Annotated in this window: 20 protein-coding genes; 19 read left to right on the plus strand and 1 reads right to left on the minus strand. The window is 50.1% G+C overall.

Annotated elements, in window-relative coordinates:
* Window positions 1-36: 36 nt before the first annotated feature.
* The 17 genes from EDM58_RS20055 to EDM58_RS20135 all read left to right on the plus strand — a co-directional run bounded on the left by EDM58_RS20055 (window position 37) and on the right by EDM58_RS20135 (window position 20,922).
* Complete coding sequence (locus EDM58_RS20055; protein ID WP_122914893.1) at window positions 37-1,149, plus strand: aminopeptidase; 1,113 nt, start codon at window positions 37-39, stop codon at window positions 1,147-1,149.
* Between the two features lie 154 nt (window positions 1,150-1,303).
* Window positions 1,304-1,474, plus strand: coding sequence for a hypothetical protein (locus EDM58_RS25835; RefSeq protein ID WP_183187569.1), 171 nt, complete (start codon window positions 1,304-1,306; stop codon window positions 1,472-1,474).
* Window positions 1,475-1,587: 113 nt separating this feature from the next.
* Window positions 1,588-2,523, plus strand: coding sequence for an RluA family pseudouridine synthase (locus tag EDM58_RS20060; protein ID WP_122914894.1), 936 nt, complete (start codon window positions 1,588-1,590; stop codon window positions 2,521-2,523).
* A 282-nt stretch (window positions 2,524-2,805) separates the two neighbouring features.
* Window positions 2,806-3,438 carry a TetR/AcrR family transcriptional regulator gene (locus tag EDM58_RS20070; RefSeq protein WP_122914896.1) on the plus strand — a complete coding sequence of 211 codons (633 nt, stop codon included), beginning with the start codon at window positions 2,806-2,808 and terminating at the stop codon, window positions 3,436-3,438.
* 9 nt (window positions 3,439-3,447) lie between these two features.
* Complete coding sequence (locus tag EDM58_RS20075; protein WP_023559327.1) at window positions 3,448-3,954, plus strand: DUF4188 domain-containing protein; 507 nt, start codon at window positions 3,448-3,450, stop codon at window positions 3,952-3,954.
* Window positions 3,955-4,062: 108 nt separating this feature from the next.
* A complete protein-coding gene (locus EDM58_RS20080) occupies window positions 4,063-4,683 on the plus strand; it encodes a TetR/AcrR family transcriptional regulator (RefSeq protein ID WP_246000901.1) in 621 nt (206 codons plus the stop codon).
* 38 nt (window positions 4,684-4,721) lie between these two features.
* The gene (locus EDM58_RS20085; RefSeq protein ID WP_122914897.1) at window positions 4,722-5,957 is read left to right on the plus strand and encodes an efflux RND transporter periplasmic adaptor subunit; all 1,236 of its coding nucleotides are present in this window, start codon (window positions 4,722-4,724) and stop codon (window positions 5,955-5,957) included.
* Window positions 5,954-9,070, plus strand: coding sequence for an efflux RND transporter permease subunit (locus EDM58_RS20090; RefSeq protein ID WP_122914898.1), 3,117 nt, complete (start codon window positions 5,954-5,956; stop codon window positions 9,068-9,070). Before EDM58_RS20085 ends, EDM58_RS20090 begins: the two co-directional genes overlap by 4 nt.
* Before the next feature lie 226 nt (window positions 9,071-9,296).
* Window positions 9,297-10,622: an HD domain-containing protein gene (locus EDM58_RS20095; RefSeq protein ID WP_122914899.1), complete on the plus strand. Its 1,326-nt coding sequence runs from the start codon at window positions 9,297-9,299 to the stop codon at window positions 10,620-10,622.
* Complete coding sequence (locus tag EDM58_RS20100) at window positions 10,585-11,115, plus strand: YwgA family protein (RefSeq protein WP_122914900.1); 531 nt, start codon at window positions 10,585-10,587, stop codon at window positions 11,113-11,115. The genes EDM58_RS20095 and EDM58_RS20100 overlap by 38 nt, the downstream gene beginning before the upstream one ends.
* A 172-nt stretch (window positions 11,116-11,287) precedes the next feature.
* A complete protein-coding gene (locus EDM58_RS20105; RefSeq protein WP_122914901.1) occupies window positions 11,288-11,683 on the plus strand; it encodes a thioredoxin family protein in 396 nt (131 codons plus the stop codon).
* A gap of 17 nt (window positions 11,684-11,700) precedes the next feature.
* A complete protein-coding gene (locus tag EDM58_RS20110) occupies window positions 11,701-12,576 on the plus strand; it encodes an S-layer homology domain-containing protein (protein ID WP_148039347.1) in 876 nt (291 codons plus the stop codon).
* Between the two features lie 417 nt (window positions 12,577-12,993).
* The gene (locus EDM58_RS20115; protein ID WP_246000903.1) at window positions 12,994-16,602 is read left to right on the plus strand and encodes an ABC transporter permease; all 3,609 of its coding nucleotides are present in this window, start codon (window positions 12,994-12,996) and stop codon (window positions 16,600-16,602) included.
* A gap of 68 nt (window positions 16,603-16,670) precedes the next feature.
* Window positions 16,671-19,460: a lipase/acyltransferase domain-containing protein gene (locus EDM58_RS20120; RefSeq protein WP_122914904.1), complete on the plus strand. Its 2,790-nt coding sequence runs from the start codon at window positions 16,671-16,673 to the stop codon at window positions 19,458-19,460.
* Window positions 19,461-19,476: 16 nt separating this feature from the next.
* Window positions 19,477-19,866, plus strand: coding sequence for a hypothetical protein (locus tag EDM58_RS20125; RefSeq protein WP_122914905.1), 390 nt, complete (start codon window positions 19,477-19,479; stop codon window positions 19,864-19,866).
* 36 nt (window positions 19,867-19,902) lie between these two features.
* Entirely contained in the window at window positions 19,903-20,400 is a 498-nt protein-coding gene (locus EDM58_RS20130; RefSeq protein WP_122914906.1) for a YwhD family protein, read from the plus strand.
* 264 nt (window positions 20,401-20,664) lie between these two features.
* Window positions 20,665-20,922 (plus strand): hypothetical protein, encoded by a 258-nt coding sequence (locus EDM58_RS20135; protein WP_122914907.1) that lies wholly within the window; start codon window positions 20,665-20,667, stop codon window positions 20,920-20,922.
* Between the two features lie 53 nt (window positions 20,923-20,975).
* Here the strand turns inward: EDM58_RS20135 and EDM58_RS20140 are convergent, their stop codons facing one another.
* Window positions 20,976-23,027, minus strand: a complete 2,052-nt coding sequence (locus EDM58_RS20140) for a transglycosylase domain-containing protein (RefSeq protein WP_122914908.1) — start codon at window positions 23,025-23,027, stop codon at window positions 20,976-20,978.
* Window positions 23,028-23,307: 280 nt separating this feature from the next.
* Between EDM58_RS20140 and speE the strand changes: the two genes are divergently transcribed.
* On the plus strand, window positions 23,308-24,141 hold the full coding sequence (speE, locus tag EDM58_RS20145; RefSeq protein WP_122914938.1) for a polyamine aminopropyltransferase: 834 nt from the start codon (window positions 23,308-23,310) through the stop codon (window positions 24,139-24,141).
* Window positions 24,142-24,162: 21 nt separating this feature from the next.
* On the plus strand, window positions 24,163-25,032 hold the full coding sequence (gene speB / locus EDM58_RS20150) for an agmatinase (protein ID WP_122914909.1): 870 nt from the start codon (window positions 24,163-24,165) through the stop codon (window positions 25,030-25,032).
* Window positions 25,033-25,389 lie beyond the last annotated feature (357 nt).

The raw sequence follows: 25,389 nt of genomic DNA on the forward strand, positions 1-25,389 counted from the left end.
TAATAATCACAAATCAGGAACGTGGAGGGTGATCGTATGTTGGACCCGCGTATTGTCAAGCTTGCGGAGAATTTGCTGAGCCATTCGGTACGTCTGCAGGAAAAGGAAAGCTTGTTGATCGAGGTGCGAGGAGAGGGACATGCCTTGGCAAAAGAGCTGGTAAAACAGGCTTACGCCAAGGGTGCTTACCCGTTCGTCCGGATCCTGGACCCGAGCATCCAAAGGGAACTGATGATGGGCACGGGCAAGGAGCGCGCAGAACATCTGGTGAAATGGGAAGAGCCGATGTTCAAGGATCTGGATACGTATATCGTCATTAACGGTCCCGTCAATGACAGCGAGATGGCGGATGTTCCTGTTGAAAGACGCCGCGAACATCAGAAAGTGATGCAGGAGCTGAATGACTACCTGATCAACAACTGTCGCTGGACTCTGCTCAACTACCCGACTCCGGCCATGGCTCAGAGCGCCAACATGTCTTCGGAAGCGTTTGAGGATTTTTATTTTGACGTATGCTCGGTAGACTACAAGAACATGCATGAAGCCTTTTTGCCGCTGAAAGATCTGATGGATCGAACAGACAAAGTGCGATTGGTCGGACAGGGTACCGATCTGAGCTTTTCGATCAAAGATATTCCGAATGTCATCTGCTCCGGGCTTCGCAATATCCCGGACGGCGAAATTTTTACGGCGCCTGTGCGTGATTCCGTCAACGGCACGATTACATTCAACACGGCTACCAGCTACCTCGGAACGAAATTTGAAAATGTCCGGCTCACCTTTGCCGATGGCAAGATCATCGAAGCGACAGCCAATAACACGCAGAAGCTGAACGAGATCCTGGACAGCGACGAAGGGGCGCGCTATATCGGCGAATTTGCGATTGGCGTCCATCCGTACATCCTGCATCCGATGAATGATATTCTCTTCGACGAGAAGATTGCGGGCAGCTTCCACTTCACGCCTGGCCGCGCCTATGACAACGCCGACAACGGCAACCGCAGCCAGATTCATTGGGACATGGTCAATATTCAGCGTCCCGAGTACGGCGGCGGAGAAATCTGGTTCGACGACGTCCTGATTCGCAAGGACGGTCTGTTCGTGCTGCCGGAGCTGCAAGGACTGAATCCTGAAAACCTGAAAAAATAGTGAGTTCTCCCTGAAATAAACAGGATTTCGAGAAACCCCCGGCGTGGATCGGGGGTTATTTTATTTTCTAAACAAAAATGTTTACAAACTCCCGCTCATGATTATATACTTAATATACAAAAAAGTTTACAAAATGGTTTCGGGAGGTTATCATATGATCCGCTTGGGATGGAAAAATAAATTGTATGCATATGCGGCTGGCCGCTTGTTGGGAAGCGAATTTTTGGCAGAGGAAGGCCATGTTACCCAATGGCTGGAGATGGGCAAGAGCGAAATCGTGCCGGATTTTGATCACGCGATTCAAGACGTCTTTTTGTATCGATGAGACCGGTCTGGCATGTGACTTGATCCTTTTGCTACAATGGAGTCCGAAGCATGACCGTGGTCAGCAAGTCGAGCGGTCGCATCGTACATAGCATGGAAGCTGAGGGATGAGATGTGAGCCGCAAAGACTGGTTGGAATACGTCGTGACAGATGATGAAGCGGGCATGAGTGTAGAGCAGATTGTCCGCCAAAAACTGAATGTGTCTGGCCGCATGCTGCAACGGCTAACGAGGAGCAAGGGAATTCTGCTGAACCGCAAGACGCCTTTTCTAAAGCGGGAGGTCAAAGCCGGCGACAAGGTCGCGGTTCGCGTCGCGGAAAATAAGCCGGAAGCATCTGTAGCGCCAGCGGAAGTCAGTGTCAGCCTGCCTGTCGATATTTTATACGAAGACGACCATCTGCTGATCGCCAACAAACCGGCTGGCATGATGGTGCATCCGCTGAAACCCGGACAAAAGGATACGCTCGTTCATGCCCTGACAGCTTTGTTTCAGCAAAGAGGAGGGCATGCGGGAGTCCACCCTGTGCATCGCTTGGACAAGGATACGTCAGGGGCGATTCTGATCGCCAAAAGCAGCTATGGGCATCAACTGGCAGACCGATTGCTGCGGGAAGGCGGCATTCACCGCGAGTATCTGGCTGTCGTCGAAGGCCATCTCGCATCCGACAAGGGAACGATCCAGGCACCGATCGGCAGGGACCCGCACCACCCCACCAAACGGCGCGTGACCCGCAATGGTGATGATGCCATTACCCATTACGAAGTAGAGCAGCGGTCAAAGGAGCATACGCAGGTTCGCGTTTGGCTGGAGACGGGACGAACCCATCAGATCCGCGTCCATTTCCACCATCTGGGGCACCCGTTGGTCGGCGATACCATGTACGAGGGAAGCCGTGCCGGAATGAGACGACAAGCCTTGCATGCCTCCAGGCTGAGCTTCTCCCATCCTTTGACGGGCGAAGAGGTGCAGGTGTCAGCCCCATTGCCGAGTGACATGAAACGCTTGATAGAAAAAACAGATATGACATTGGAGAAAAGCCAGGATTAATTTCATTTAATCCCGGCTTTTTGATTTTTAATCCCCTCTTGAGTCACCGTCAAATTGTAGGGATACCACAACAAGCTGGTCGAGGAAAAAGGGAGATAAGCGAAGGCACCCCCAGCAAAGATCCCAACAGCCTGGAGCGTTCTCCCTTTTTCCTCCCCCGGCAGTAAAGCTGGAGGACAACCCAACCAATAAATCTCCGATTTACTCAAATAAAAAACTTTACTAAGGTTAATTTATATACTAAGATAAACACAAATACACGATTCAAGAAAAGGAGCAATCATGGCGCAAACGATTACCCTGCGGGACAAAAAGAAGGCAAGGACAAAGCTGACGCTGCTGCAGGCTGGCCTGGAACTGATCGGAGAAGGTACCTTTCGTACTGTCTTGGTAGAGGATATCTGCCAGCGAGCAGAAGTCTCCAAGGTGACATTTTTCAAGTTTTTCCCGCAAAAAGAAGATATGCTGGTCTACTTCATGAGCGTCTGGCAAGCGGAGCGCTTCGTTGAACTGGCGGATTCCCCCAAGCGCGGATGGGCTGCCGTACGACACATTTTTTCCAAAGTAGCGGAGCAATCCCAGAAGCAGCCTGGCATCATGCTCAGCCTGATCAGCTTTTTGGCAGAACAGAGCATGCATCCCTGGATTCCCGAGCTGTCGCCTGCTGAAATGCAGCTGTTGTTTCCAGAGAGGGAGGACACGGAGGAAATCGTGCAATATTCGCTGCACGATCTTTTCAGCCGAGCGATGAAAGAAGCCCAAGAGGATGGCGAGCTGGCAGAGTGCCTTTCCGTAGAGGAAGGGGTCGTTCTGGTGTTCACCACGTTTTACGGTTCCTATTTGTCAGCACATCTCTGTCAGTCACCCGATTACATGGCTTTTTATGACATGCATATCAAACCTTTGCAGAGGTAGGTGTTTTGAATGGCAAAAGTAATTCCCGGCCGTTTTACGGCAAAAATGGATGGACCATTCGTCGTTTTTATCATCGGAATGAGAATCAACAAGCGATGGGCGGTACACAAATGGCTGCCCGTAGCCAAAGCAATGGGCGGAATGCTCAAGGAATTGTACCAGCATCCGGAGCTGGGTTTCCTCGGTACGACCTCTCACATGAACTCACGGGAGATCACACAAATCCAATATTGGCGTTCCTACGAGCATTTGGAAAATTACGCGCGAAAAGGGCAAAAACATCTGACCGCATGGAGAAATTTCAATAAAGCTGTAGGGACGGACGGAACCGTCGGAATTTTCCACGAGACCTATCTGGTGGAGCCGGGAAAATACGAGTGTCTCTATGGCAATATGCCTGTCTGGGGGCTCGCTCAAGCGGGAGAGCATGTGCCGGCATTGGGCAGAAATGAAACAGCAAGGCGCAGACTGGGCGGAGAGAATGAACCTGCAGTGCCAAGCCCGCCGCAAATGTAAAGAATGGTAAAGTTTTGCATGCAAGTATTTACATGCATGCAGGGAGCGGATATACTAAATTTGGCAATCAATATGCAAGCAAGCACTTGCATAGAGAGGGTGGGATGATTGGAGGATTCGAAAAAAAACGAGTCTACCGGTGATAAGGGGACTCGACAATGTATTCTGGCAGCAGCGAGGCAGCTGATGGCGAAGAAAGGCTTCAAGGGAGCGACGACACGCAAGATATCTGAGCTTGCCGGAGTTAATGAAGTTACGATTTTTCGCCATTTTACCAATAAGAAAGGAATCGTCGTCGAGCTTTTGTCAGAAATGCTGGATGTTCGCCAGCCTCTGCAAAACAGCCTCCAGGGCGACTTTTCCCAAATCCGGGAGATGCTGATCGACTACGGCCGGACCTACTACAACCTGATGGTCGATCGAAAAGAACTGATTTTGATCTGTGTGATCGAGTCAGAGAATCACCCTGAGGTAGGCAAGCTGTTCAGCAATCTTCCGTTGTCAGCAATCGAGCTGCTTAGCAGCAAGCTGAAGAGCTTTCAGGAGCAAGGGCATCTGCCGCAGCAACTGAATGTCTGGTCCGCTGCGGCAATGTTTATCTCTACCTTTTTCCATGCGTTTTTGGCCGTGCATCGCATGCATATCGACCTCGGGGCGCGAATGACGGAGGAGCAGTTGTTTGAGGAGACCGCAGATATTCTGCTGAACGGCATCACCAAAGGTACATAAATCAGAAGATGGGTTAGAAAAAAGGAGCGGAAAGTGCCATGACGAAACGTTGGTTGGTTCCGATTGCCATGATTGGGCTTGCAGTCACGACAGCTTGCAGCAACAACTCCGAGGAGACGCTTCCGATTGCACAGGAGACGAAGCAGGTTGTCGTCGAAGCGGCGAAAACGGAACAGCTTCAGCAGGTATCGGAACTCTCAGCAACGCTGCAGCCTTGGGAAGAAGCACTGGTTTCCTTTGAAGTATCGGGACGGATTGTGGAGCTGGACCGCAGCGAAGGGGACAATGTGAAGGCGGGAGATGTGTTGGCGCGGGTCAATGATACGGATTACGAGCTGCAGGTGGCCTCTACCCATGCAGCGGTTCAGCAGAGCGCCGCGACACTGAGCAAGGTGCAGAACGGAGCGCGCGAGCAGGAGATTGCACAGGCGAAGCTTTTGGTGGACAAAGCCACCATCGCCAAGCAGCAGGCGCAGGAGGATTTTCAACGGATCGAAAAGCTGTATCGGGAGAACGCCATTTCCAAAAGCGATTTTGAAAGCATGCAAAACCGCCTGAACTTGGCGCAAAAGGATCTGGAGAACGCGCAGCATGCCTACTCGTTGATCACACAGGGAGCGAGGGTAGAGGACAAAACATTGAGTCAGGCAACCTATCAGCAAGCCGTCATCTCTCAGGAAGCAGCATCTACGACATTGGCGAAGACCCAACTGCGCTCCCCCATCAACGGGACTATTCTCTCCAAGCTTTCCTCGGCGGGCAATCTGGTCAGCGCCGGAACACCCGTCTACCATATCGGCAATATCGATCAGTTGAAAGTCGTTCTGCCCGTTCCGGACCGTGAGATTTCCGCCTGGAAGGTCGGCGAGACTGTGGCCATCGAACTGTATGGCGAGAAAAGGGACGGGAAAGTAGTCAACATCTACCCGACGACCAACAAAAGCACAGGAACGATCGGCGTGGAGGTGCAGATTGAGAATCCGAACCACGACTGGTATGCAGGCCAAGTGGTCAAAGCGACCAAATCCATCGAAGGCCAGGAAGGTATTTTCGTCCCCGTCGAGGCGGTTATCAGCAGAGGAAAAGGGGATGCCCACGTCTTCGTCGACAAGGACGGCAAAGCGGTGAAAACCAAAGTGGAAATTGGCCGCATGATTCAAAATAAACTGGAGATTCGCAGCGGATTGACAGCAGGAGAGCAAGTGATCGTCAAGGGTGTTGACCGCTTGTTCGATGGGGATGCCATCGAGGTGATGGGAGGTACCAACCCGTGATCGCATACATCGTCCGCAAGCGCAAGATTACCCTGCTGTTTTTTGTCATGCTGGTGCTTGTCGGTTTCTTGAGCTTTTTTCAGCTTCCCAAGCAGGAATCGCCAGACATCATCGTCAATCTGGCAACCGTAACGACGATCTATCCAGGAGCTTCGCCGGAAAAGGTAGAACAGACCGTGACGAAGAAGCTGGAAGAGAAAATCAACGAGATCCAAGGCCTCAACTATATTTCCTCGTCTTCTTCGTCAGGGGTCTCGTTCATTCTCGTAGAGACCAAAAGCGATGTCGATCCCAAGCAAAAATGGGATGAATTGCGGAAAAAGGTAAAGGATGCGGAAGCGGATCTGCCTGCTGACGCCAAGCAGCCGATAATCAATGACGATCTAAACCGCACCTTTGTTCAAAGCCTGGCAGTGACGGCTGAGACGACCGAGCAGTTGTACAGCCTGCGACCGTTGATGGATTCGTGGAAAAGCCAACTGCGCACGATCCCCAACGTAGCAGATGTGACCGTTACTGGGCTTCCCGATCAGGAAGTGCGGATCGAAGTGGATACGCAAAAGCTGAGCCAGTACGGGATCAACTGGAGCCAGGTCATGATGGCGATCAAGGCGGAGAACGAACGTGTGCCGCTCGGGGACCTGACGAGCGCAAACCGCACCTATCAGCTCAAATTGGCTGAGTTTACGGATATTTCGCAGTTGAATCGCATCTTGATCGCCCGTTCTCCGGTCGATGGCTCTCCCATCTATCTCGAGGATATCGGACGAGTGGAATTGACGACCGAAACAGTCCAATCCATGTCGTATTACAACGGCAAGCCCTCGCTTACGATCAGCTTGAATGCAGAGACGGGCAGCGACGTCCCTTCCCTGCAAAAACGCGTCGATGACATGATGGCTACTTTGAAAAAATCGCTGCCAGAGTACGCACAAACACATTCGATATACAGCCAGAAAGAACGTGTCGACGAGCTGTTTGGCGATTTGACGAAGGAAATGATGATCGCGGTCGCTGCGGTGCTTGTGGTTTGCACTCTGGGCCTGAATCTGGTCACTTCCTTTGTCGTAGCGCTTGCCATCCCGATTTCGCTGGCAGTCGGCATGATGTTTTTGCCGGGAATGGGCATTACGCTCAACATGATCTCGATTGTTTCCCTGATCATCGTGCTGGGGATTCTCGTCGATGATGCGGTCGTAGTGAATGACAATATCGAACGGCGACTCTTTGTGCTCAAGGAAAAACCACTGACAGCAGCTGTCAAAGGTGCCAATGAGGTTTCGATCTCCATCGTGACGGCTACGTTGGCTACCATTGCCTCGTTTGCTCCCTTGATGTTTTTGAATGGCAATGTCGGGCAATTCATTCGCCCTGTTCCAGCGATCATCTCCCTGACAATGCTGGCCTCGATGGTCATGTCTTTGACGATCATTCCGATCTTTCGCCATTGGCGGGAGCTGCGCCGCCAAAACCAGAGCAGCAACACCGACAGCAAACCGCCTGGACTGCTCGGCAAGCAGATTGTTTGGCTGACCCGTTGGTATGCGGATCGGGTGATGCCGAGAATTTTAAAGCGTCCCTTGCTCTCGGGGATGGTCGGGGTATTGATTGGAACGGCTGCTTACGGCCTGATCCCATTTACGCCAATTGAGCTGTTTCCAAAGGATGACCGACCGCAGTTTCTGGTCAACATTCGCGTGCCGGTCGGCAGCAGCGTGGAAGAGACGGATCGTGTTGTGCGCGGTGTCTCAGACTGGATATTGCAGCAGCCAGCCACAGAAGCAGTTGCTTCCTATGCAGGAGGAAGCGCGCCGAAAATGTTTAGTGGAGATACCGATGCCGGAAGTGGAGTGACAATCGGCCAGCTTGTTGTACGCTATGACAAAAGCCAGGCGAATATCGATGAGATCATGGACAGTTGGACGGAAACATTCAAAACGATGTATCCGGAAGCCAGCATTTTGCCGGAGCAATTGGAGGCTGGACCGCCTGTGGGCAAACCGGTTGTGATCCGCGTGTACGGCGAGGATATCGAGACTCTTCGCTCGATTTCCGGACAAATCAAGGACCAGGTAGCCAAGCTGAACGGCACTTATGATGTACAGGATGACTTCGGCATCGAGCGGTACTCGCTGGAATTTGTCGTCAATCAAGACGTGATGGAGCAAAAGCTGGTGAACTACAACACGCTGTCCCAGACCTTGCGTCTGGTGAGTGAGGGCCTGACCGTCAGCCAGTTTGACGATGGCACCGAACTGATAGATATGAAGCTCTTTTTGCAAAAGGACGAGGAAGATCCGTCCCTGTTGTTCCAACGTCTGAGCGTTGCCAATGCACGCGGCGAACTGATCCCGCTTTCCCAGCTGGCAGAAGTAAAGCCAACCTTTAGCACCCAGACGATCCCGCACCGCAATCTGTCGCGCAGCGTGACGATTACAAGCGAACTGAAAGGACGGACTGCAACAGAGGTGATGGCAGAGATTTCACCGATGCTGAAGGCATTGGAGCTGCCTGAGGGATACCGTTATGAGATTGGCGGGGAAACCTCCGAGCAGACGGATATCTTTATTGATATGGGCAAATTGTCCGTGCTGGTCGTGTTCCTGATTCTGATCTTGATCGCCATGCAATTTTACTCTCTGTCGATTCCGATGCTGGTGATGAGTACCGTCTATCTGGCGGTATCCGGCAGCTTGATCGGGTTGTTTGTCACCCAGACGCCGCTTGGGTTCATGACGATGATGGGAGTAATTTCGCTCGCGGGAATCGTGGTGCGCAACGGTATCGTGTTTATCGAGTTTATTGAGGAAGCACGTCATACGGGAGTCGAACTGAAGCAGGCTGTGATTCAGGCAGGAGAGGCCCGTCTGCGCCCGATCTTGCTCACGTCGCTCACCGCAGTGGCTGGTCTGACACCGCTTGCCATTTCCGGGGACGTATTGTTCCAGCCTTTGGCTGTCACGATTATTTCGGGTCTGTTGTTCTCGACGCTGCTGACCTTGATCGTCGTACCATCCTTTTATACGGTACTGACCCAGCACAAGCTCAAAAGGATGGCGAGGAAAGTAGCGAAACGACCAGAGCTGTATGAACAGGAAGCAGAGCTGCATTAACCAATGAAGGAAAAGCGACAGGCGTCAGAGCATGCCTGTCGCTTGTTTTTTCTGGATGTTCCCCTGAATCTTCCTACCGAGTCGGCATTTGGTTTATACTGAAAGGAAATTATTCAGATATGTGCAAGGATTGCTGATCGCAATAAACAAGCCAGACGCCGTATGCTATGATAGAAACCAATAAAGCTAGAACAAAGAGAATGCGAGACAGGAAAGGAGTGTCCAGATGCTACAGCCCCAGCTTCTAGAAGAAGAAAAAGTGTTTAAAGACCCTGTTCACCGCTATGTGCATGTACGGGATCGGTTTATCTGGGATTTGATCAACTCCGCCGAGTTTCAAAGGCTCCGCAGGATCAAGCAACTGGGCACCAGCTTTTTCACCTTTCACGGCGGCGAACATAGTCGCTTCAACCACTCGCTTGGCGTCTATGAACTCATGCGCCGAATTCTGGAGACGTTTGAAGGACGCATTCAATTGACGTATGAAGAAAAGCTGCTGTGCCTGTGCGCTGGCTTGCTGCATGATGTCGGACACGGCCCATTTTCTCATTCCTTTGAAAAAGTATTTCGCTATCATCACGAAGATTGGACGCGTGCGATTCTGCTCGGCGATACCCAAATCAACGCCATTTTGCGCCGCATCGATGAAGGATTTCCCCAAAAGCTGGCAGAGGTCATTGCGAAAACCTACGACAACAAGCTGATTGTCAGCCTGATCTCCAGCCAGCTTGATGCGGACAGGATGGACTATTTGCTGCGGGACGCCTATTATACCGGGGTCAATTACGGGAATTTTGAGATCGAACGGATCTTGCGAGTCATGCGCCCGCAAGAGGATGGGATCGTGTTCAAGTTTAGCGGCATGCACGCAGTCGAAGACTACATCATGTCTCGCTACCAGATGTATTGGCAGGTCTATTTCCATCCCGTGACTCGCAGCGGCGAGGTCGTGCTGCGCAAGATTTTTCAGCGCGCCAAGGAATTGTTCGGGCAGGGCTATTCGTTTCGTCAAGAGCCATTGATGCTCTTGCCTTTTTTGCGGGACAAGGTAGAGTTGGCGGATTATTTGGCCCTCGATGAGTCGGTCATCCTGTTCTACATGCAGATGTGGCGCAAGGAGAAGGATGAAATTTTAAAAGATTTGTGCGCCCGTTTTTTGGACAGGAATCTGTATAAATACGTCGAATTTCATTCTAAAGGTTTTCAACTGCTGCCGGAATTAAAAGAGTTGTTTGAGAAAGCCGGGATCGATCCTGCCTATTATTTGGAAGTGGACACGACTTCGGATCTGCCCTATGATTTTTACCGTGCCGGCGAAGAGGAGGAGCGCATCCCGATCATGCTCCAGATGCCGTCTGGCGAGTTTGTTGAGCTTTCCCAGAAGTCGGAGATCGTACAGGCGATCAGTGGGAAGCGGCGCTTTGACTACAAATTATACTTTCCGATGGATAAAGTAATGGCTTTATCGGGGGACCTCTCCCAAAAGATTCGAGAACGCCTGGGAGTGATGGAAAATGTTGAGGCGTCACGCCAAGATCATTCGCCTGATTGAGATTGCGGGCGAAGTGAGTGGACGAAAAAAGTTGCAAAAGATGGTCTACATAGGAAAGCATCTCAACATGGATTTTGACGAACGCTACGAGTTTCATATGTACGGCCCGTATTCGGAAGAGCTGACGCTGCGTGTGGATGAGCTGTGCAATATGGGCTTTTTGGACGAGCAGGTGGAGAGCAAAGGCGCGATCCACATGTATCGCTATACCCTGAATCCGTCGGGGCGTGATTTTTTGCGTTTTCAGGATGTCCAATTCGGCCGCGGAGAGCAAGTGATCAGACGAATGAACGAGGAGAATTCCCGTTTTCTCGAATTGGTGTCGACGATTCTTTACTTCAATCATCTTCCTTATGAAGAGATGGTCAGGAAGATATTTACCTTTAAAAGCAAGCAGCGGTACACCGAAGATGAAATCCAAAAGGGACAAGCCTTTGTAGAAGAGCTGAAGCTTCTGATGCAAGGAGAAATCGACACCGCACCTTTGATGTAGCCAGGCGGGGCAGGAAAATCAAATATTTGACCACACATGACGCACAAACTCCATTGGTTTGCGGCGTCTTTTTTTGTCCCAAGCCAATCAGAGAGAATGGAGCCAGGGGAAAAAGGGCTTTTTTCTGGGGAAACGGTCACGACCGTTTTTGGATCTTTTGGAGGTGGAGGGTGTGGTCGGATTCAGAAGGAAATGGGTGTATGGAATTGCCATCTTCTTGGTTTGTCTCGTGGCAGGCCTGCTGCTGGTAGCCGGGGCAGCGAGTCAGGAGAAAAAAGACAGGATCGTTTACGTGTACAGCGATAGCTGCGGGTACTGCAACAGCTTCAAGCCTGTTTTTGAAAAAGTGACGGCAGACTTTCTTCAGCAGAATGATGGTTGGCAAGTGGAGAAGTTGGATATTTTCAGAGAGGACGAGCTGGCAAAAGCGCAGGAGCTGGGGGCGGAAGTTACCCCTACGGTGTTTCTCGTCCGCAATGGCGAGGTCGTGGACAAATTGGAGGGTGATGTTCCGGAGAGGTCGTTGCGAAAATTTTTCTCCAGGAACATAGATGATGGGAATGAGTGAAAGGGAAGGTGCTTGCTGTGAAAAAAATTATATCGACTCTGTTGGTTGCAGCTTTCGTGATGGGGGCGCTCGCTGGTCCTGCACCTGTCGCAGCGGCTGATCCATTGACGGCGAACTATTCCGCTACTCCGGAAAAAGGAGCGATTGAGTTTGCCCTTTTGAAGGGCTTTATGTGGAAGTACCCTGACGGTCAATTTCATGGCGAGGATCAAATTTCCCAGGGACAATTTGTATCCAGTCTCGTGGCGATTCGTGAAGTAAAGGAAGGGGAGCCTGTTCCTCAGTTGCCGGAAGGGCATTGGGCGAAAGCGACATATGAGCGGGCGCAGAAAGCCGGGATATTGGCAGGCGTCGAGATCAACCCGAACAAGCTGTTGAACAAGGAAGAGACGGCTTTGCTGGTGTTTAATGCGTGGAAGCCTTATCGGGGGGTGAAGGATAAAGGATTTACCAATACGGGAGCCTTGGTTACATGGGGATGGATGGAGCCTGCACCCCCTGGAAATCCAAAATTCCGGGAAGATTTGCCCGTGACGAGAGCACAGGCTGCAGTAATTTTGCGGAAGATGTGGCAGGATAAGTATCAGATTGAGCTTGGGGAGAAGTATGCGTTAGAGTTTCATAATAGTTTGAAGGTTAAGGATGGGTACTTAACTGGTATGGTGCCGAAGGGGGATAAGGTATTACATCTTAGTGTGCAATTTTTTAAGAAGGACTCAGGTAAAATAGTTCCTTTTTCTAAAGGACAGGCATTTAGGGTTAAGATTGATGATTTTCGAGCAATGGCATTTTTCGCAACAAATGATTTAGATTATTCAATTGCAGCTGTGTACGATTATATAGATTTATCTGTTTTGGAACGTAAAAAAAATACTCAGCTGTTTTCAAAGTAAGGTGTAAGCCCTATGAAGAAGTTAAGATTATTACGCAAGTTTTTACATTTACTTGTGTTGATCACTCTGTTTTGGAGTATGTTTGAAGGATATTTTCCCAATGTTACACAAGCTTTAAATACTCACGGAATTGAATTGGCAACTGTTGGATCGTACAAGGAGTTAATTCCCAGAGATGGATATACAAAAATAAAAATTGAGAGAATACCGGGAGAGTTAGGTGCTCACCTTTCCGAAATTGAAATAGATGGTGTTAAGGACACTGAAAACGTACTAGGATTTTCCGACTATTATGGAAAAACAGATCGTGGTTGGTACTATGTTGATCTCAATGAAGCAAAATATTGGGTCAATCGTTTCGGGGGGAACCCAAATTATATATTAGGTGGGGGCGCTGCAAATGTTTATAGTAGCATAGTGTCTTCAACTAATGAAACTTCTGGAGTCAATCCCTACAACGCCTACAACCTTGCCGAACTAGCCACCGCTTCCGGCGGTGGCGGCTACGAAATCGGCGACAACCTTGTCCCGCGAGATGGCGGTTACATCTCCGTCGGACACTTCCGCACCACCCAACGCCCCACCGGTGGCGTAAAAATCAAAGACAATCAAACAAAATTCAAAATCAACGACACGGTGAAGATCATTCCTCATGGCAAGGATTACTCCTACTACGATCGCGGCATCATCATCACCCATTTGTCCGTCATAAACAAAACAACGGGTAGGGGATACAAGTCATTAGATTCCAATCAAGAGATCCGGGATAACAGCGGCTACCTGGAAAAGCCAAGTGCGACGAGCAATCCGAAGGCGTTTGAGTGGACGGGCGAATACACTTATACGCCTACTGAAGAAGGCTTGTACGAGGTCACTTTTATCATGACAGACCGCCACATGCGTTCCCGTCAAGGATCACCTACGATCAATGAATCTACCCCCTACACCGTGCAATTTATGGTTGGCGATGAAGTTCCTCCCCCACCCCCCGACCCTCCGGAAGAACCTGAACCCCCTGCAGTTTGTACGATCAATCAAAGCTCAACCAAAATGGATTTTCAAATTGTCGGCGACGATGTGAAGGACTATAGCGCTGTTCCAAGTGGCGGAAGCTCCATCATGGTCGAAAAAAATGCTGACATCACCTTGTTTGCTTCCAAAAATGGAACGTTTACCATGAACGGCATCGAAATGGAGACCGGATCCGGCAACAATCGAAAACGAGGCATTGGCTATTTTGGCAGCTCGGGAACTTACCGAATCGTGTTCAAAAGTGACGATGGAAAGGATTGTTGGGAAAAAACCTTCCAGGTCAAAGCGGACTCAAAGGAAGAATCCTGCCCCATTATTACGATCTCGGGTACCACCTATCGCAATAGCGATACCCTGGAAGTGCTACCGGAGCGGACTGTCTATTTCCAGGCAAACTTTCGCAATAGCAATGGTGACACGGAAACCGCCTATGTTTTATGGGATGTAACCAAACCTGATGGAAAAACGGTAACGCTGCCAGCCTATGAAGAGGAAGTAGGCGGTCGCAAAAAAATAGTAGAAATCCCGTATTACAAATTGGAATTACCATTCCGTGGCGCACGTGAAGTTACTTTAGAAAGAGGCAAACAGTATAAAGTCAAATTGAATTTCCAGGGAACCAACTGGAAGGATCGGCCCGAGTGTGCGTGGGAAATTACGCTGGTCGTGAAGGATACAGCATGTACAATCACAGAGCAGCATAAATTGAAGTTGAAAATATATGGCAGTCCTCCTCATCCGTTTTCACCAGGTGGAGAAGACGCTGATTGGACTGTTTACGAACCCATTTATCTGAAACACTTTACATCGAATCCAGATGGAAGCTATGAAACAAATCTTTCTTTCTCTGCAAATGCTCCTGGCACATGGTTCTTGATCAAAAACAATAAACGAGTGCCAGTATCAAAAGCCCTGACGGCGAATGAAAAATTCGACTTAACCTTGCCAGACGATTTTGATGTAGGGGATTGGGTTACGCTGGAGTTTGAATCGGATATTGGGTGCATCACTCAATTCAAGTTTGAAATCATGTCAGATCGAAAATGCTACAATCTGGAAGTGGCCATGATCCGATATGGCACTTACGACGATTACTTGTGGAAGAAGGAAGTCTCACGGGGAGAAACGCTCCATCTAACCCAAGAGGATTTTGACTCCAAATACCGGCCGCAATTTCTTACACGTGGAGAAAAAACAGAGTTTACCATGCATTGGTTGGACCCGGATACCCAACAGTGGACGGCGAGGAGAAACGGTAAATGGTTGTCCACGAGCAACACCTACAATTACAGCCACTACTTCCAGTTTCCGACCGACCCGGACTCAGGTGAAGTCCTTGAAGGATTGTATAAAATCCTTTTTTGGACAGACAACGGAAGCGATGCGAATGGCCCCGTACTGGATTGTGAGGGGAGCATTTTCCTGCAAATTGGAGCAAGCAATGGAGAAAATCTTTTGATCGTAAAAAACAGTTTTACAATCACGCCCAAAGATCCACAGCTGCCTGGTACGGAAGCGACTATTACGTTCCAGGTCAGAAATGCTGGAAAAACCATGCACGATACGAAACTGGCTGTCCGTTGGGAAAGCTCTGACAAAGAAACGGTTTTAGATGTGAACCAATTTAAGCCTGGGGAGACGAGGAAAATAACAGTCCCTACGCAATATCCCCAGGAGTCTGAAGATTTTATCGCCCATATCAATCCATCCCGAAACAAGCCGGAGAATGAAAGCATCTGGACAGACAATCGTGCCACATGGCCTGTAAAGGTGCTTCGGGTAATCGAGCTGCCTGATCCGCCGGGGGGTGGAGAAGATTTTGATGGGGGCGAGATTGGACTGGAGCTCTACGACAGCGATGGTCGAAAGCTGGAGAGGATCGGATTGCATGTAGATGGCGTGTGGGAACGGGAGCCAGCCAAAATTGAGGTCGTCATTGACCAGACGAAGATCAATGAAGGCTTCCAGCGAACACAGCAGTCCATTAACGCAAAAATCACCGAATACAAAGAGCAGCTCGAACAGTTTGCTTCCGAAGAAGGAGCAAAAAACATCGTCGTGACCGCTCAGCCGGGCTGGATTTCGGATGCGAAAAGCATGGCCGTCTATACTCCTGCGCTGCTGGATCTGAAAGTAAGCGGACCGGGGATTCCTCAGCAATGGCAGGTAAGCAGTTCCTCGCGTGGAGGGGAATATATCTACACCGGGACAAGCGTGCCGACGCAGACGACGTGGCGGCAGACGCTGCAAAACCAGAAATACCTGGCGGAGATCAACGGGTTCCAGATCGTGATGGATTATGAGATTGTGTTTGATCTGAGCTTTGATCGCTGCACGCAAAATAACGAGGACGAGGGAGACGGAGAGGAAATTTGCGAAGCCAGCAGCTTTACCCGAAGCATGTCTGGGCGTTACACGATCACGGTAACGGGGGGAACACGAACATTTGAGGTGTTTGAACCAAACGCGACGGGATCGATTCATCATACGGCGGAATGGATAGAGTATCATGCGCGGGATCGGTATCGGCAGAGCCAACCACATGATTTCTATGCGGGAGAACGAATTTTGACGCAGGTAGAACTGCAAGACAGACATCGACACCCCGTCAGCGGGAAATATCCAGTCGTAGAGTCGGCGGCAAGCTGGATCTATGAGACGGGCAAGAGACAGACATTGCTGCAATCTCGGCTTTCCTTGCTTCCTATCACAGCAAATAAATGGCGGGGGCCTAACTACCAAGCATCCAAACTGGGTTCGCGGGAGGTGGGGGTCGATACGCCATTGATGGGCGACAAGCAACGCGGCTTCCAAAAGGATGCGAGGTATGCAGTCTACTTCAACATTCAATTCCGTTTTGGCGTGAACAAAGGGTACCCGTACCCGAACAAACAACAATTTTCCGGCCATGACCAGGCGGACTACCGAATTCCGTTCCGCATTATTGCCAATGCTTGGGAGAGGCAAGGCATCCGCAATCACACGACACAGTAAATCTATTTGCACCCCCCTTCTGTCTTTTCCTACGATGACAGGGAAGAACGGTTAAGGGGGTATTTTTTATGGGAAAAGCCTTCGCACGTCTAATTCAATGGCTGATGGTGCTGACCTTGGTGATGAGCAGTCTGGTTCCGACAGCAGGGGCGCGGGAGGATCAGGCGGCAGTCACGGAAGCCGTGGCGTGGCTAGAGGATGGCGAGGTCCGCATACAGATTGAATATTCCTTCTCACCGGATGAAGCGGTGCTTGCCATCACCCAGGGTGAATGGGAAAAAACGCGAATATTTCGTAAAACATCCCGTCTCTCTGTGGCAGTGACCCCCGTATCCAACGAGTCGATGGATGTGGTGCTGACTACTTCCTCGAAAAAAGGGGAGCAGCAAAGTCGATGGGAAATCGAGCTGCCAAAAAAGGTTGAGACAGTAGAAAAAGGAGAAGTGCGCAAGGCTGATTGGGACAAAAAGGCTTCGCGGAAGAAGAATCAGCTTGAGATGGTCATTGTGGAAGATGGCATTCCGTCCGAAGAGGAAGAGCCTGCCGACCGGGAACCCGAGGAAGAAGCAAATGAAGATGCATCCCAATTGGAAGACTTGGCAAAGGAATTTTACGAAAAATACGCCGATGGCGAAAAGCCTACGGAAGCAGATCTGCGCAGCAGTCGAGTCGTCTTTGAGATGGAGCCGAATGACACGATGAAAAAAGCCGACTGGCTGTTTGACAAGCAAGACGCGTTTGGCAAGATTGGCAAAAGCGGAGACGAAGACTACTGGAAGATCAGGGCGACTGAGAACGGGATTATGAATGTATCGCTCCGGGACATCCCGTACCAGCAGAACTATCAATTGTACGTGTTCGATGCTGACGGACGGGAGCTGGGACGCTCGGAGCTTGCCGGAGATGCCGACGAAACCATCGAGGGCGTCGGTGTTGAGAGAAGAGAATGGTACTACGTGATGGTAAGAGGGGAAGGAAGCTCCCACAATCCGCATCTATACTACCGTTTACGAATTGATTTCCAGTCCGCGCAAGGTGAAATCAAGCCAGATGAATACGAGCCGAATAATTCCATCGCAGATGCCTATGACTTGGGAGACGAGCAGTCTCTGACAGCCAATTTGCACAGCTTGAAGGATGTTGATTTCTATCGGTTTTCGCTCAAACGGACTTCGACTGTAATCGTCCGCTTGGGGGAAATACCAAACGGCATGGATATGGATCTGTATTTGCTGGATGAAAAAGGAAAGACAATCGGCAGATCGGAAAGATCAAAAAACGTCAATGAAGAGATCGCAAGCAACATCGACGCGGGTACCTATGTAATCAAGGTAATGGCTGCCAGAAGCTCCGGTTTTACCGCCAACTCGTACAAGCTTTCCCTGGAGACGCATACCATTCCCGTAATCCTGATCCCTGGAATCGGCGGTTCTCGTCTGGAGGTGGAGGAGCATGGGATCATCTCTGAAGCATGGCTTGCTATCGGTAGGACTGTTCTGCCACCCTATAACGATCCTCAGCATCGCAGAGTTCTCTCACTCATGCCAGTGGACGGGAAGAGTGTCGAGGTAAAGCCGCGAACAAAGGGTATTCGCGTATTCCCGGAGCGGGCCAACGAAGGTTTTAGCGCGATTGAATACTTAACCTACAGCGATGCTGTTCCTACTGCACACGAGAAGTCCGAACAGTATGCCAGCATGGTAAAAGAATTGAAAAAGCAAGGGTATGTGCAGCATCGGACCCTGTTTGCCATGCCGTACGATTGGCGATATAGCAGTGCCGATAATGCAAAGTATCTAAAAGAAAAAATTGATGTGGCCCTGCGAAATTCAAAGGCTCAGCAAGTCCATCTGGTGGCGCACAGCATGGGAGGTCTGCTGGTGCGCGAGACCCTCCTGTCCAACCCGTCTTATCAACCCAAAGTAAATCGGGTCATCTATATGGGAACGCCGTTTTTGGGCTCTCCAAGAGCGTACCAAGCAATCAAATTCGGCTATGATTTTGGCATCGTGACCTTCCTATCCCATACAGGAAAAATCATCGCCGAGTACGCCCCTGCAGTATACGAATTGCTGCCCTCCAAACAATACGTAAGCAACACGCCGTTTCTGTGGAAAAACCAGAAAGAACACTACACCTACCAGGACCTCACAAGGGTTAAACATTTGCAATTGACTTATGAACCATTGGTCCATCAAGCCGGCAAACTGCATGAAATATGGGACAACAGACAGATTAAGGTCCCGCAGTACAGCATTATCGGCCAGGGGCATTCAACGTTGCTCGGGTATTTCGTTGATCCAAAGACCGAGGATTTTATCCCGTACTATGACAACCAAGCCGGAGACGGTACAGTGCCTTACGATAGCGCCAACTACTCCCTCAAGGACATCAAGAAAAAATACTATGTGAACGGGGAGCATGCTGCACTCCCGCGTATTCCACAAGTGATTCATCAAGTGATCAACCTGTTGAACGGAAATGACAAAGCAAGCGATGGGGTCCGCAGCTCCGCAGCCGGGAATTTCGACTATCTGTATTACATCATCAGAAGTGAAGACGGTTCCTTTCCCTCTGTGACGATTCAGAAGAACGGCAGGGAAATGACCATCGGGTCCGAGCCAACAGAGTGGCGGGAGGATCTTTCGATTGAATATCACGGCAAGGTTGTCGTTGTGCATGTATTGGACAAACAACCCCTGTCCTTTCAATTGCCGGAAGGGGCGAATCTGGAACGTCCTTCAACCATCAAGATACGCAGATTTTCCTCTGAAGACCCCAAGCGCTACCGTGAGGAAGGAAGGCCGTTCATACTGGGACCTGATGGATTCATGGAAGAGGATGGGATGATTCAGTAAGAAAGGAGGAACAGGGATGGTCGCCAGTATCGCCAGTGATCTCTACTATGCTGTCGTTGTACCCATCATGTCCTTATGGGGACTGTCCGGATTTTGGATGACAATCGTCATCATGGGTACACTCTTTCTGTTCATTGGTTATCGTACATGGGTCTCGCTGCTGTTTACCCCGATTGTCAGCTTTTTGGTGTCTGAAATCGAAGTCCCGGATCATGACTGGGCCATCGTCATTTACTTTCAAAAAGCGGTGCTTTCTTTCTATTCGACTTTAGTCATTACCGTACTGCTCTATCTCGTAGACACAGCGGTACGAAAACACAACAGGAAGAAATACCGGCAGCGTTTGCGACGGCGAAGACGCAACCGGGCGCAACGGCAAATTGCCTCCACGTTCTTTTCCGAGTAGAATAAGGTAAGCAGATATATTCGGGAGGGTAATGCAATGGACATTTTTGACAGCAAGAAGGGCGGTTTTACCATCATGAGTGGCAAAACCGATGTGCATGGCGGCTTTGGTCAAGGCGTATTGGATCTTGGCGCAGTCTCCTCTGTCATTATTGATGGAGACGAAGCCTATATCGATATGGGTGCTCTGCACGCGAAAAGCTCCGTTGAAAAAGGGATCAAATGGACGACCCACAAGGAGGAAGTCCCCAACGGAAAGCCGTATTGGCTTGTATGGGTTACAGTAGACCGAAATGAATCAGGGCCTTATTATGCGGGTGCTACAGCGTGCTACATGGAAATTGACCGTGAAGCGCGCAGAGGCTACAAGATTTTGGCAGACCATGTGAACCGGATGGATTATTCGATGAAACGGCGAATTATGGTATCGGAGCTGGGTGAGAAGGAAAAAGCAGCTCTGAAAAAGCTTTTAATCGATAATAATGCCGCCATGTGGGAAAATTCTTCGGAAGAATTGAAGCAAGGATTGTCCTGATCTTGGAAATCGTGAACGGTCTGTGAACAAATCGTGAAATCAATTGTTACCAGTATTGAAGTCAGGTAAACTTATGTTCATATCTGTGTACATGTACACTAGGTCAACAAGCAGGGGAAGAGCCGTCACTCTTTCCCTGTTTGTCTTTTTCGTAGGTAAGCGCTCTCAGTCACGGAGAGGCTTTTTTTTCAGGTCATGGAATGGCTCCATTGCGGGAAAATAGAGATGCACAACCAAACTGTCTGACGGAAGGGGCGCTATCCAGTGAACCAGGATCCTCGCGAGCAAAATGCGAACGAGCACTTCGCCAGATTTGGAGGAGTCCATTTTCGCAGCCATGTTCCCCCTCAACAGATCAATCGATTTATCGGCAGATTGCCTGCTGGCAAGCGGGACAGCATGTTTGAGGTATTGGATCAATTGGAGCAAGCCGGTCTGATTACAGTTTGTAATGACCACGTATTCGCTGACGGCAACGGCGTTGTCGGCGGCGGTGCAGAGGATGGTCAAAGCATCACATAAGGCAGCAAAAAGAAGAAAAGAAGGGACACAAATAGGTCCCTTCTTTTCGCGTTTCAATCACCTGGTTTCCACCAACTGCCCATTCGCTGCCAGAACGTAGAGGAATCTGGCGGCTGCAGCGGAGTCGGTGTTTCATTGGCTGGAATATGATCTGTGCAATACTCTTGCGGCTCTGTCCCGCTGGCAAAGTAAAACAGCTCGGGTGCGGGACAATGCTCGGTAGCCAGCTTCCCGGAGGCTGGGTCGATGTAGACCGAGACGACGCCTGCAGGCATATCGAACAAGGCAGGGGGCTGATCCTTCAAGGCGCTTTCCATAAACTGCGCCCAGATTTTTTTCGAGAGATAGCCCTCTTTTACATCATCCACCTTCTGATTTTTATCATAGCCCACCCAGACCGTGGTCACGAGCTGTGGCGTAAAGCCGCTCAGCCAGGCATCTACGTCAGTCGAGCCTGTTTTTCCAGCTACCGGGCGATTTAATTCATTGGCTACCCGATAGCCGGTGCCGCTTCGCTCAAACACGCTTTGCATCAGATTGACGAGCAGGGAGGAAGCCACAGGATCTGCTACCAGGGTTTTCTCCGTTTTTTCTTCTACCAGGACATTTCCCTTATTATCCTCGATCTTTGTGATCGCAATTGGGGTGACGGCTTCTCCTTTGTTGACGATCGCAGCATATGCCGAATTCAATTCCAGAGGAGAGACGGGTGATGTGCCCAAGGCAAGGGATGGTACAGCCAGGAGCGGACTTTTGATCCCGAGCTTTTGCGCCTGCTCGACGACTTTTTGCGGACCGAGGAAATCAATCGTTTTGACGGCGTAGATATTGTCAGAGGTCTTGATCGCCTCCCGCATATTGATCATGGCGTTTGCGTAGCGTCCGCCGAAGTTTCGCGGGATGTACTGCTTGTTTCGGTCGTAGGTGAAGACGGTCGGCTCGCTTTTCATCATGGTCAGCGGCGTGAAGCCGTTCTGCAAAGCCGCCAAATACATGATCGGCTTGAAGGCCGAACCTGGCTGTCTTTTTGCCAAAACACGATTGTATTGGCTCTCCTGATAGTCCCTGCCGCCCACCATCGCCTTAATCTGCCCAGTCAGCGGGTCCATCGCGACCAGAGCTACTTGCAAGTTCGGGTTATCTGCTGGCATGACAGAAGACACGATTTCTTCTGCCTTCTTTTGCATGACCGGGTCCAAGGTCGTGTAGATTTTCAAGCCGCCGTGAATGAACTGCTCATCTTCGATGCCGTACTTGTTCTTTACGAGATTCGCGATATAGTCGCGGAAATAAGGAGCAGGATCAACCGCAGCTTGTTTGGAGCGATCCCGAAATACGAGCTTTTCTGCGAAGGCTTGCTCTGCCTGCTGTGAAGTAATCATTTCGTCGCGAACCATGGCGTTCAGGATAAGCTTTTGTCTGCTTTTTGCACGTTCAAAGTCAGCGAAAGGGGAATAATAAGTCGGACCTTTCGGGATTCCGGCCAGCATGGCGCTTTCTGCCAGCGACAGATTTTTGGCGTCCTTTCCAAAATAGGTTTGGGCTGCTGCCTGCGCCCCATATGCAGAGTGACCGTAATAGATCTGGTTCATGTACATCTCGAGAATCTCATCCTTGCTGTAATTCAGCTCCAATTGGATGGCCAGAAAGGCTTCCCTGATTTTTCGGTCCCATGTTTTTTCCATTGTCAGATACAGGTTCCGAGCCAATTGCTGGGTGATGGTGCTTGCTCCTTGCTGCATGTCCATATGAATGACATTGACATAGACGGCCATTCCAAGCCGTTTGAAGTCAAATCCGTAATGTTCGCGAAACGTGCGGTCCTCGATGGCAATCGTGGCATTGATCAGATTCGGCGAAATTTCCTGCAACGGAACCAGAATCCGATTTTCCCCGCGATGCATGGTATCCAGCACATCGCCGTTTGCTGAGTAGATCGTAGTCGTCTGCTTGATAAAGGTTTCAGGCAAAGGTTGTGAGCGCAGATACAGAAGCAGCAGCAGCGCCGCGCATGATGCGAACAAAATGCTGAGTATGAGAAATTTTAAGAATTGCTTGGCCCAACGCAGATAGCGAATCAGTGGAGCCTCGCGAATGACCTCCATCGTTTCGCCTCCCTTCTATCGGTAAATCGTTCAGATCGGGGTATACTAAGCCCGTAATACTTCTAGTATGGGTCAATGTCCAATTGGATAAACTTGGCTGGCTTTCTGAAAGGGAAATTGCAGAAAAAAACCTTGCATTTTGGGGGGCAACTACTATAATTTTCTTGTATTGTCAGCCGACGAAACCTAGCCCGTGCCAGGAGTGCCGAGGCCGGGTTTTCTGCTATGTTTTGGGGCTGTTATTATGCGGTTACTTGAAGGAGGGTACATAACAATGAATATGGAATTGTGGTACACCGAGAAGCAGACAGAAAATCACGGAATTACAACAAAAATTACCGATACGCTATACAGTGAAAAAACGGAGTTCCAACAAATCGACGTCATTACGACCAAGCAGTTCGGTCGCATGCTGGTGCTCGATGGCATGGTCATGACCACAGATGTGGATGAGTTCGTTTACCACGAAATGATTACCCACATCGCAATGAACACGCATCCGAACCCGAAAAAGGTTTTGGTTGTAGGCGGCGGAGACGGCGGCGCCATCCGCGAAATCGTCAAGCACCCATCCGTTGAAAAAGCGGTTCTGGCTGAAATCGACGGCGGTGTCATTGAATCCTGCAAAAAATACTTCCCTGATATCGCAAGCGCATTGACCGGAAATTCCCGCGTCGATGTACAGGTAATCGACGGGATCAAGCACATTCACGATCACAAAGGCGAGTACGATGTGATCATGGTAGACTCTACCGAACCGGTAGGACCTGCCGTAGGTCTGTTTGAAAAAGGCTTTTACCAAGGAATTTTCGATGCATTGAAACCAGACGGCATCATGGTGGCGCAGACAGAATCGCCTTGGTTCAACCGCGAGCTGATCAAGCGCGTCTTCAAAGACCTGAAATCCATCTTCCCGGTTACGCGTCTGTATACATGCAGCATCCCGACGTATCCATCGGGTCTGTGGAGCTTTACGATTGCATCCAAAAAGCACGATCCTTTGGAAGTAGATGCGAGCCAAATCAAGCCAATGGACACCAAATACTACAATGCGGATCTTCACCACGCGGTATTCAAGCTGCCGAACTTCGTGGCGGAGCTGACCCGCGACTAACCGGAGAGGAGCTGCTACCTGATGCGTTTTGACGAGGCATACTCCGGCAATGTCTTTATCCGCAGCCACGCCGACTATGCGGAAAGCCAGGCTGTCATTTACGGCATGCCGATGGACTGGACTGTCAGCTTCCGTCCAGGCTCCCGTTTTGGTCCTACCCGCATCCGCGAGGTTTCGATCGGTCTGGAAGAATACAGTCCGTATTTGGACAGGCTGTTGGAAGAAATCAAGTACTTCGACGCGGGCGATATTCCCCTGCCATTCGGGAATGTAGAAGGCAGCCTGGAAGCCATCCAATCGTTCGTCTCGAAAGTGCTGGCAGACGGCAAATTCCCGCTTGGTCTCGGCGGCGAGCATCTCGTCTCCTTGCCGGTCTTCCAAGCGGTGTATGAAAAATACAAGGACATGGTCATCTTCCACTTCGATGCGCACACCGACTTGCGCGACCATTACGAGGGTTATCCATACTCCCATTCCACTCCGATCAAGAAAGCATGCGATCTGATCGGCGGCAAAAACGTCTATTCCTTCGGGATCCGCAGCGGCATGAAGGAAGAGTTCGAGTGGGCAAAGGAAAACATGCATCTGTACAAATACGATGTGCTGGAGCCGGTAAAGCAGGTACTGCCTACCATTGGCAATCGCCCGATTTACCTGACCATCGACATTGACGTGCTCGACCCGGCACACGCTCCCGGTACAGGCACAACGGAAGCAGGCGGCATTACCTCCCGCGAGTTGCTGGATACCATCCATTTCATGGCGAAGAATGGCGCAAACGTAATCGGCTGCGACTTGGTAGAGGTAGCTCCTGTCTACGACCATAGCGAGATGACGCAAATCGTAGCTTCCAAGATCGTGCGCGAATTGCTGCTTTCTTTTGTAAAATAATTGGACAAACATCAACGTCTTCGGCGAAAAGGTCGGAGGCGTTTTTGTTTTATAAAAACTTGGCTGGAGAAGAAGGGAAAGCTGGCCGAGGAAAAAAGGGAAAAAAGCGCAAGGCATTTGGGATCTCGACCCAGGTGCAACGGAAAAGGCGGAACCGTTCTTAGCGTCCAACCCTGATGCGCTTCTTCGAAGCGGCTGCTTTTGGACGCGGTTCCGCCTTTGGAGTGGAACCGTCCAGGGATTACCCCCAGTAGAGATCCCAACCCGCCTGAAGTGTTTTCCCTTTTTTCCTCCCCACCACTAAAGCTCATCCAATCACTAGTTAAGAAACATTTTATTTTACAAAGTATTCAAAAA

Origin of the sequence: Brevibacillus panacihumi (assembly GCF_003710985.1) — a bacterium.
Classification (GTDB): Bacteria; Bacillota; Bacilli; order Brevibacillales; family Brevibacillaceae; genus Brevibacillus; species Brevibacillus panacihumi.

What these genes read in the sequence shown, in the direction of transcription:
- EDM58_RS20100 (WP_122914900.1), top strand. Translation starts at nt 10,585, where the DNA reads ATGTTGAGGCGTCACGCCAAGATCATTCGCCTGATTGAGATTGCGGGC.
- EDM58_RS25835 (WP_183187569.1), top strand. Translation starts at nt 1,304, where the DNA reads ATGATCCGCTTGGGATGGAAAAATAAATTGTATGCATATGCGGCTGGC.
- EDM58_RS20120 (WP_122914904.1), top strand. Translation starts at nt 16,671, where the DNA reads ATGGGAAAAGCCTTCGCACGTCTAATTCAATGGCTGATGGTGCTGACC.
- speE (WP_122914938.1), top strand. Translation starts at nt 23,308, where the DNA reads ATGGAATTGTGGTACACCGAGAAGCAGACAGAAAATCACGGAATTACA.
- EDM58_RS20130 (WP_122914906.1), top strand. Translation starts at nt 19,903, where the DNA reads ATGGACATTTTTGACAGCAAGAAGGGCGGTTTTACCATCATGAGTGGC.
- EDM58_RS20085 (WP_122914897.1), top strand. Translation starts at nt 4,722, where the DNA reads ATGACGAAACGTTGGTTGGTTCCGATTGCCATGATTGGGCTTGCAGTC.
- EDM58_RS20075 (WP_023559327.1), top strand. Translation starts at nt 3,448, where the DNA reads ATGGCAAAAGTAATTCCCGGCCGTTTTACGGCAAAAATGGATGGACCA.
- EDM58_RS20140 (WP_122914908.1), bottom strand. Translation starts at nt 23,027, where the DNA reads ATGGAGGTCATTCGCGAGGCTCCACTGATTCGCTATCTGCGTTGGGCC.
- EDM58_RS20070 (WP_122914896.1), top strand. Translation starts at nt 2,806, where the DNA reads ATGGCGCAAACGATTACCCTGCGGGACAAAAAGAAGGCAAGGACAAAG.
- EDM58_RS20125 (WP_122914905.1), top strand. Translation starts at nt 19,477, where the DNA reads ATGGTCGCCAGTATCGCCAGTGATCTCTACTATGCTGTCGTTGTACCC.
- EDM58_RS20055 (WP_122914893.1), top strand. Translation starts at nt 37, where the DNA reads ATGTTGGACCCGCGTATTGTCAAGCTTGCGGAGAATTTGCTGAGCCAT.
- EDM58_RS20095 (WP_122914899.1), top strand. Translation starts at nt 9,297, where the DNA reads ATGCTACAGCCCCAGCTTCTAGAAGAAGAAAAAGTGTTTAAAGACCCT.
- speB (WP_122914909.1), top strand. Translation starts at nt 24,163, where the DNA reads ATGCGTTTTGACGAGGCATACTCCGGCAATGTCTTTATCCGCAGCCAC.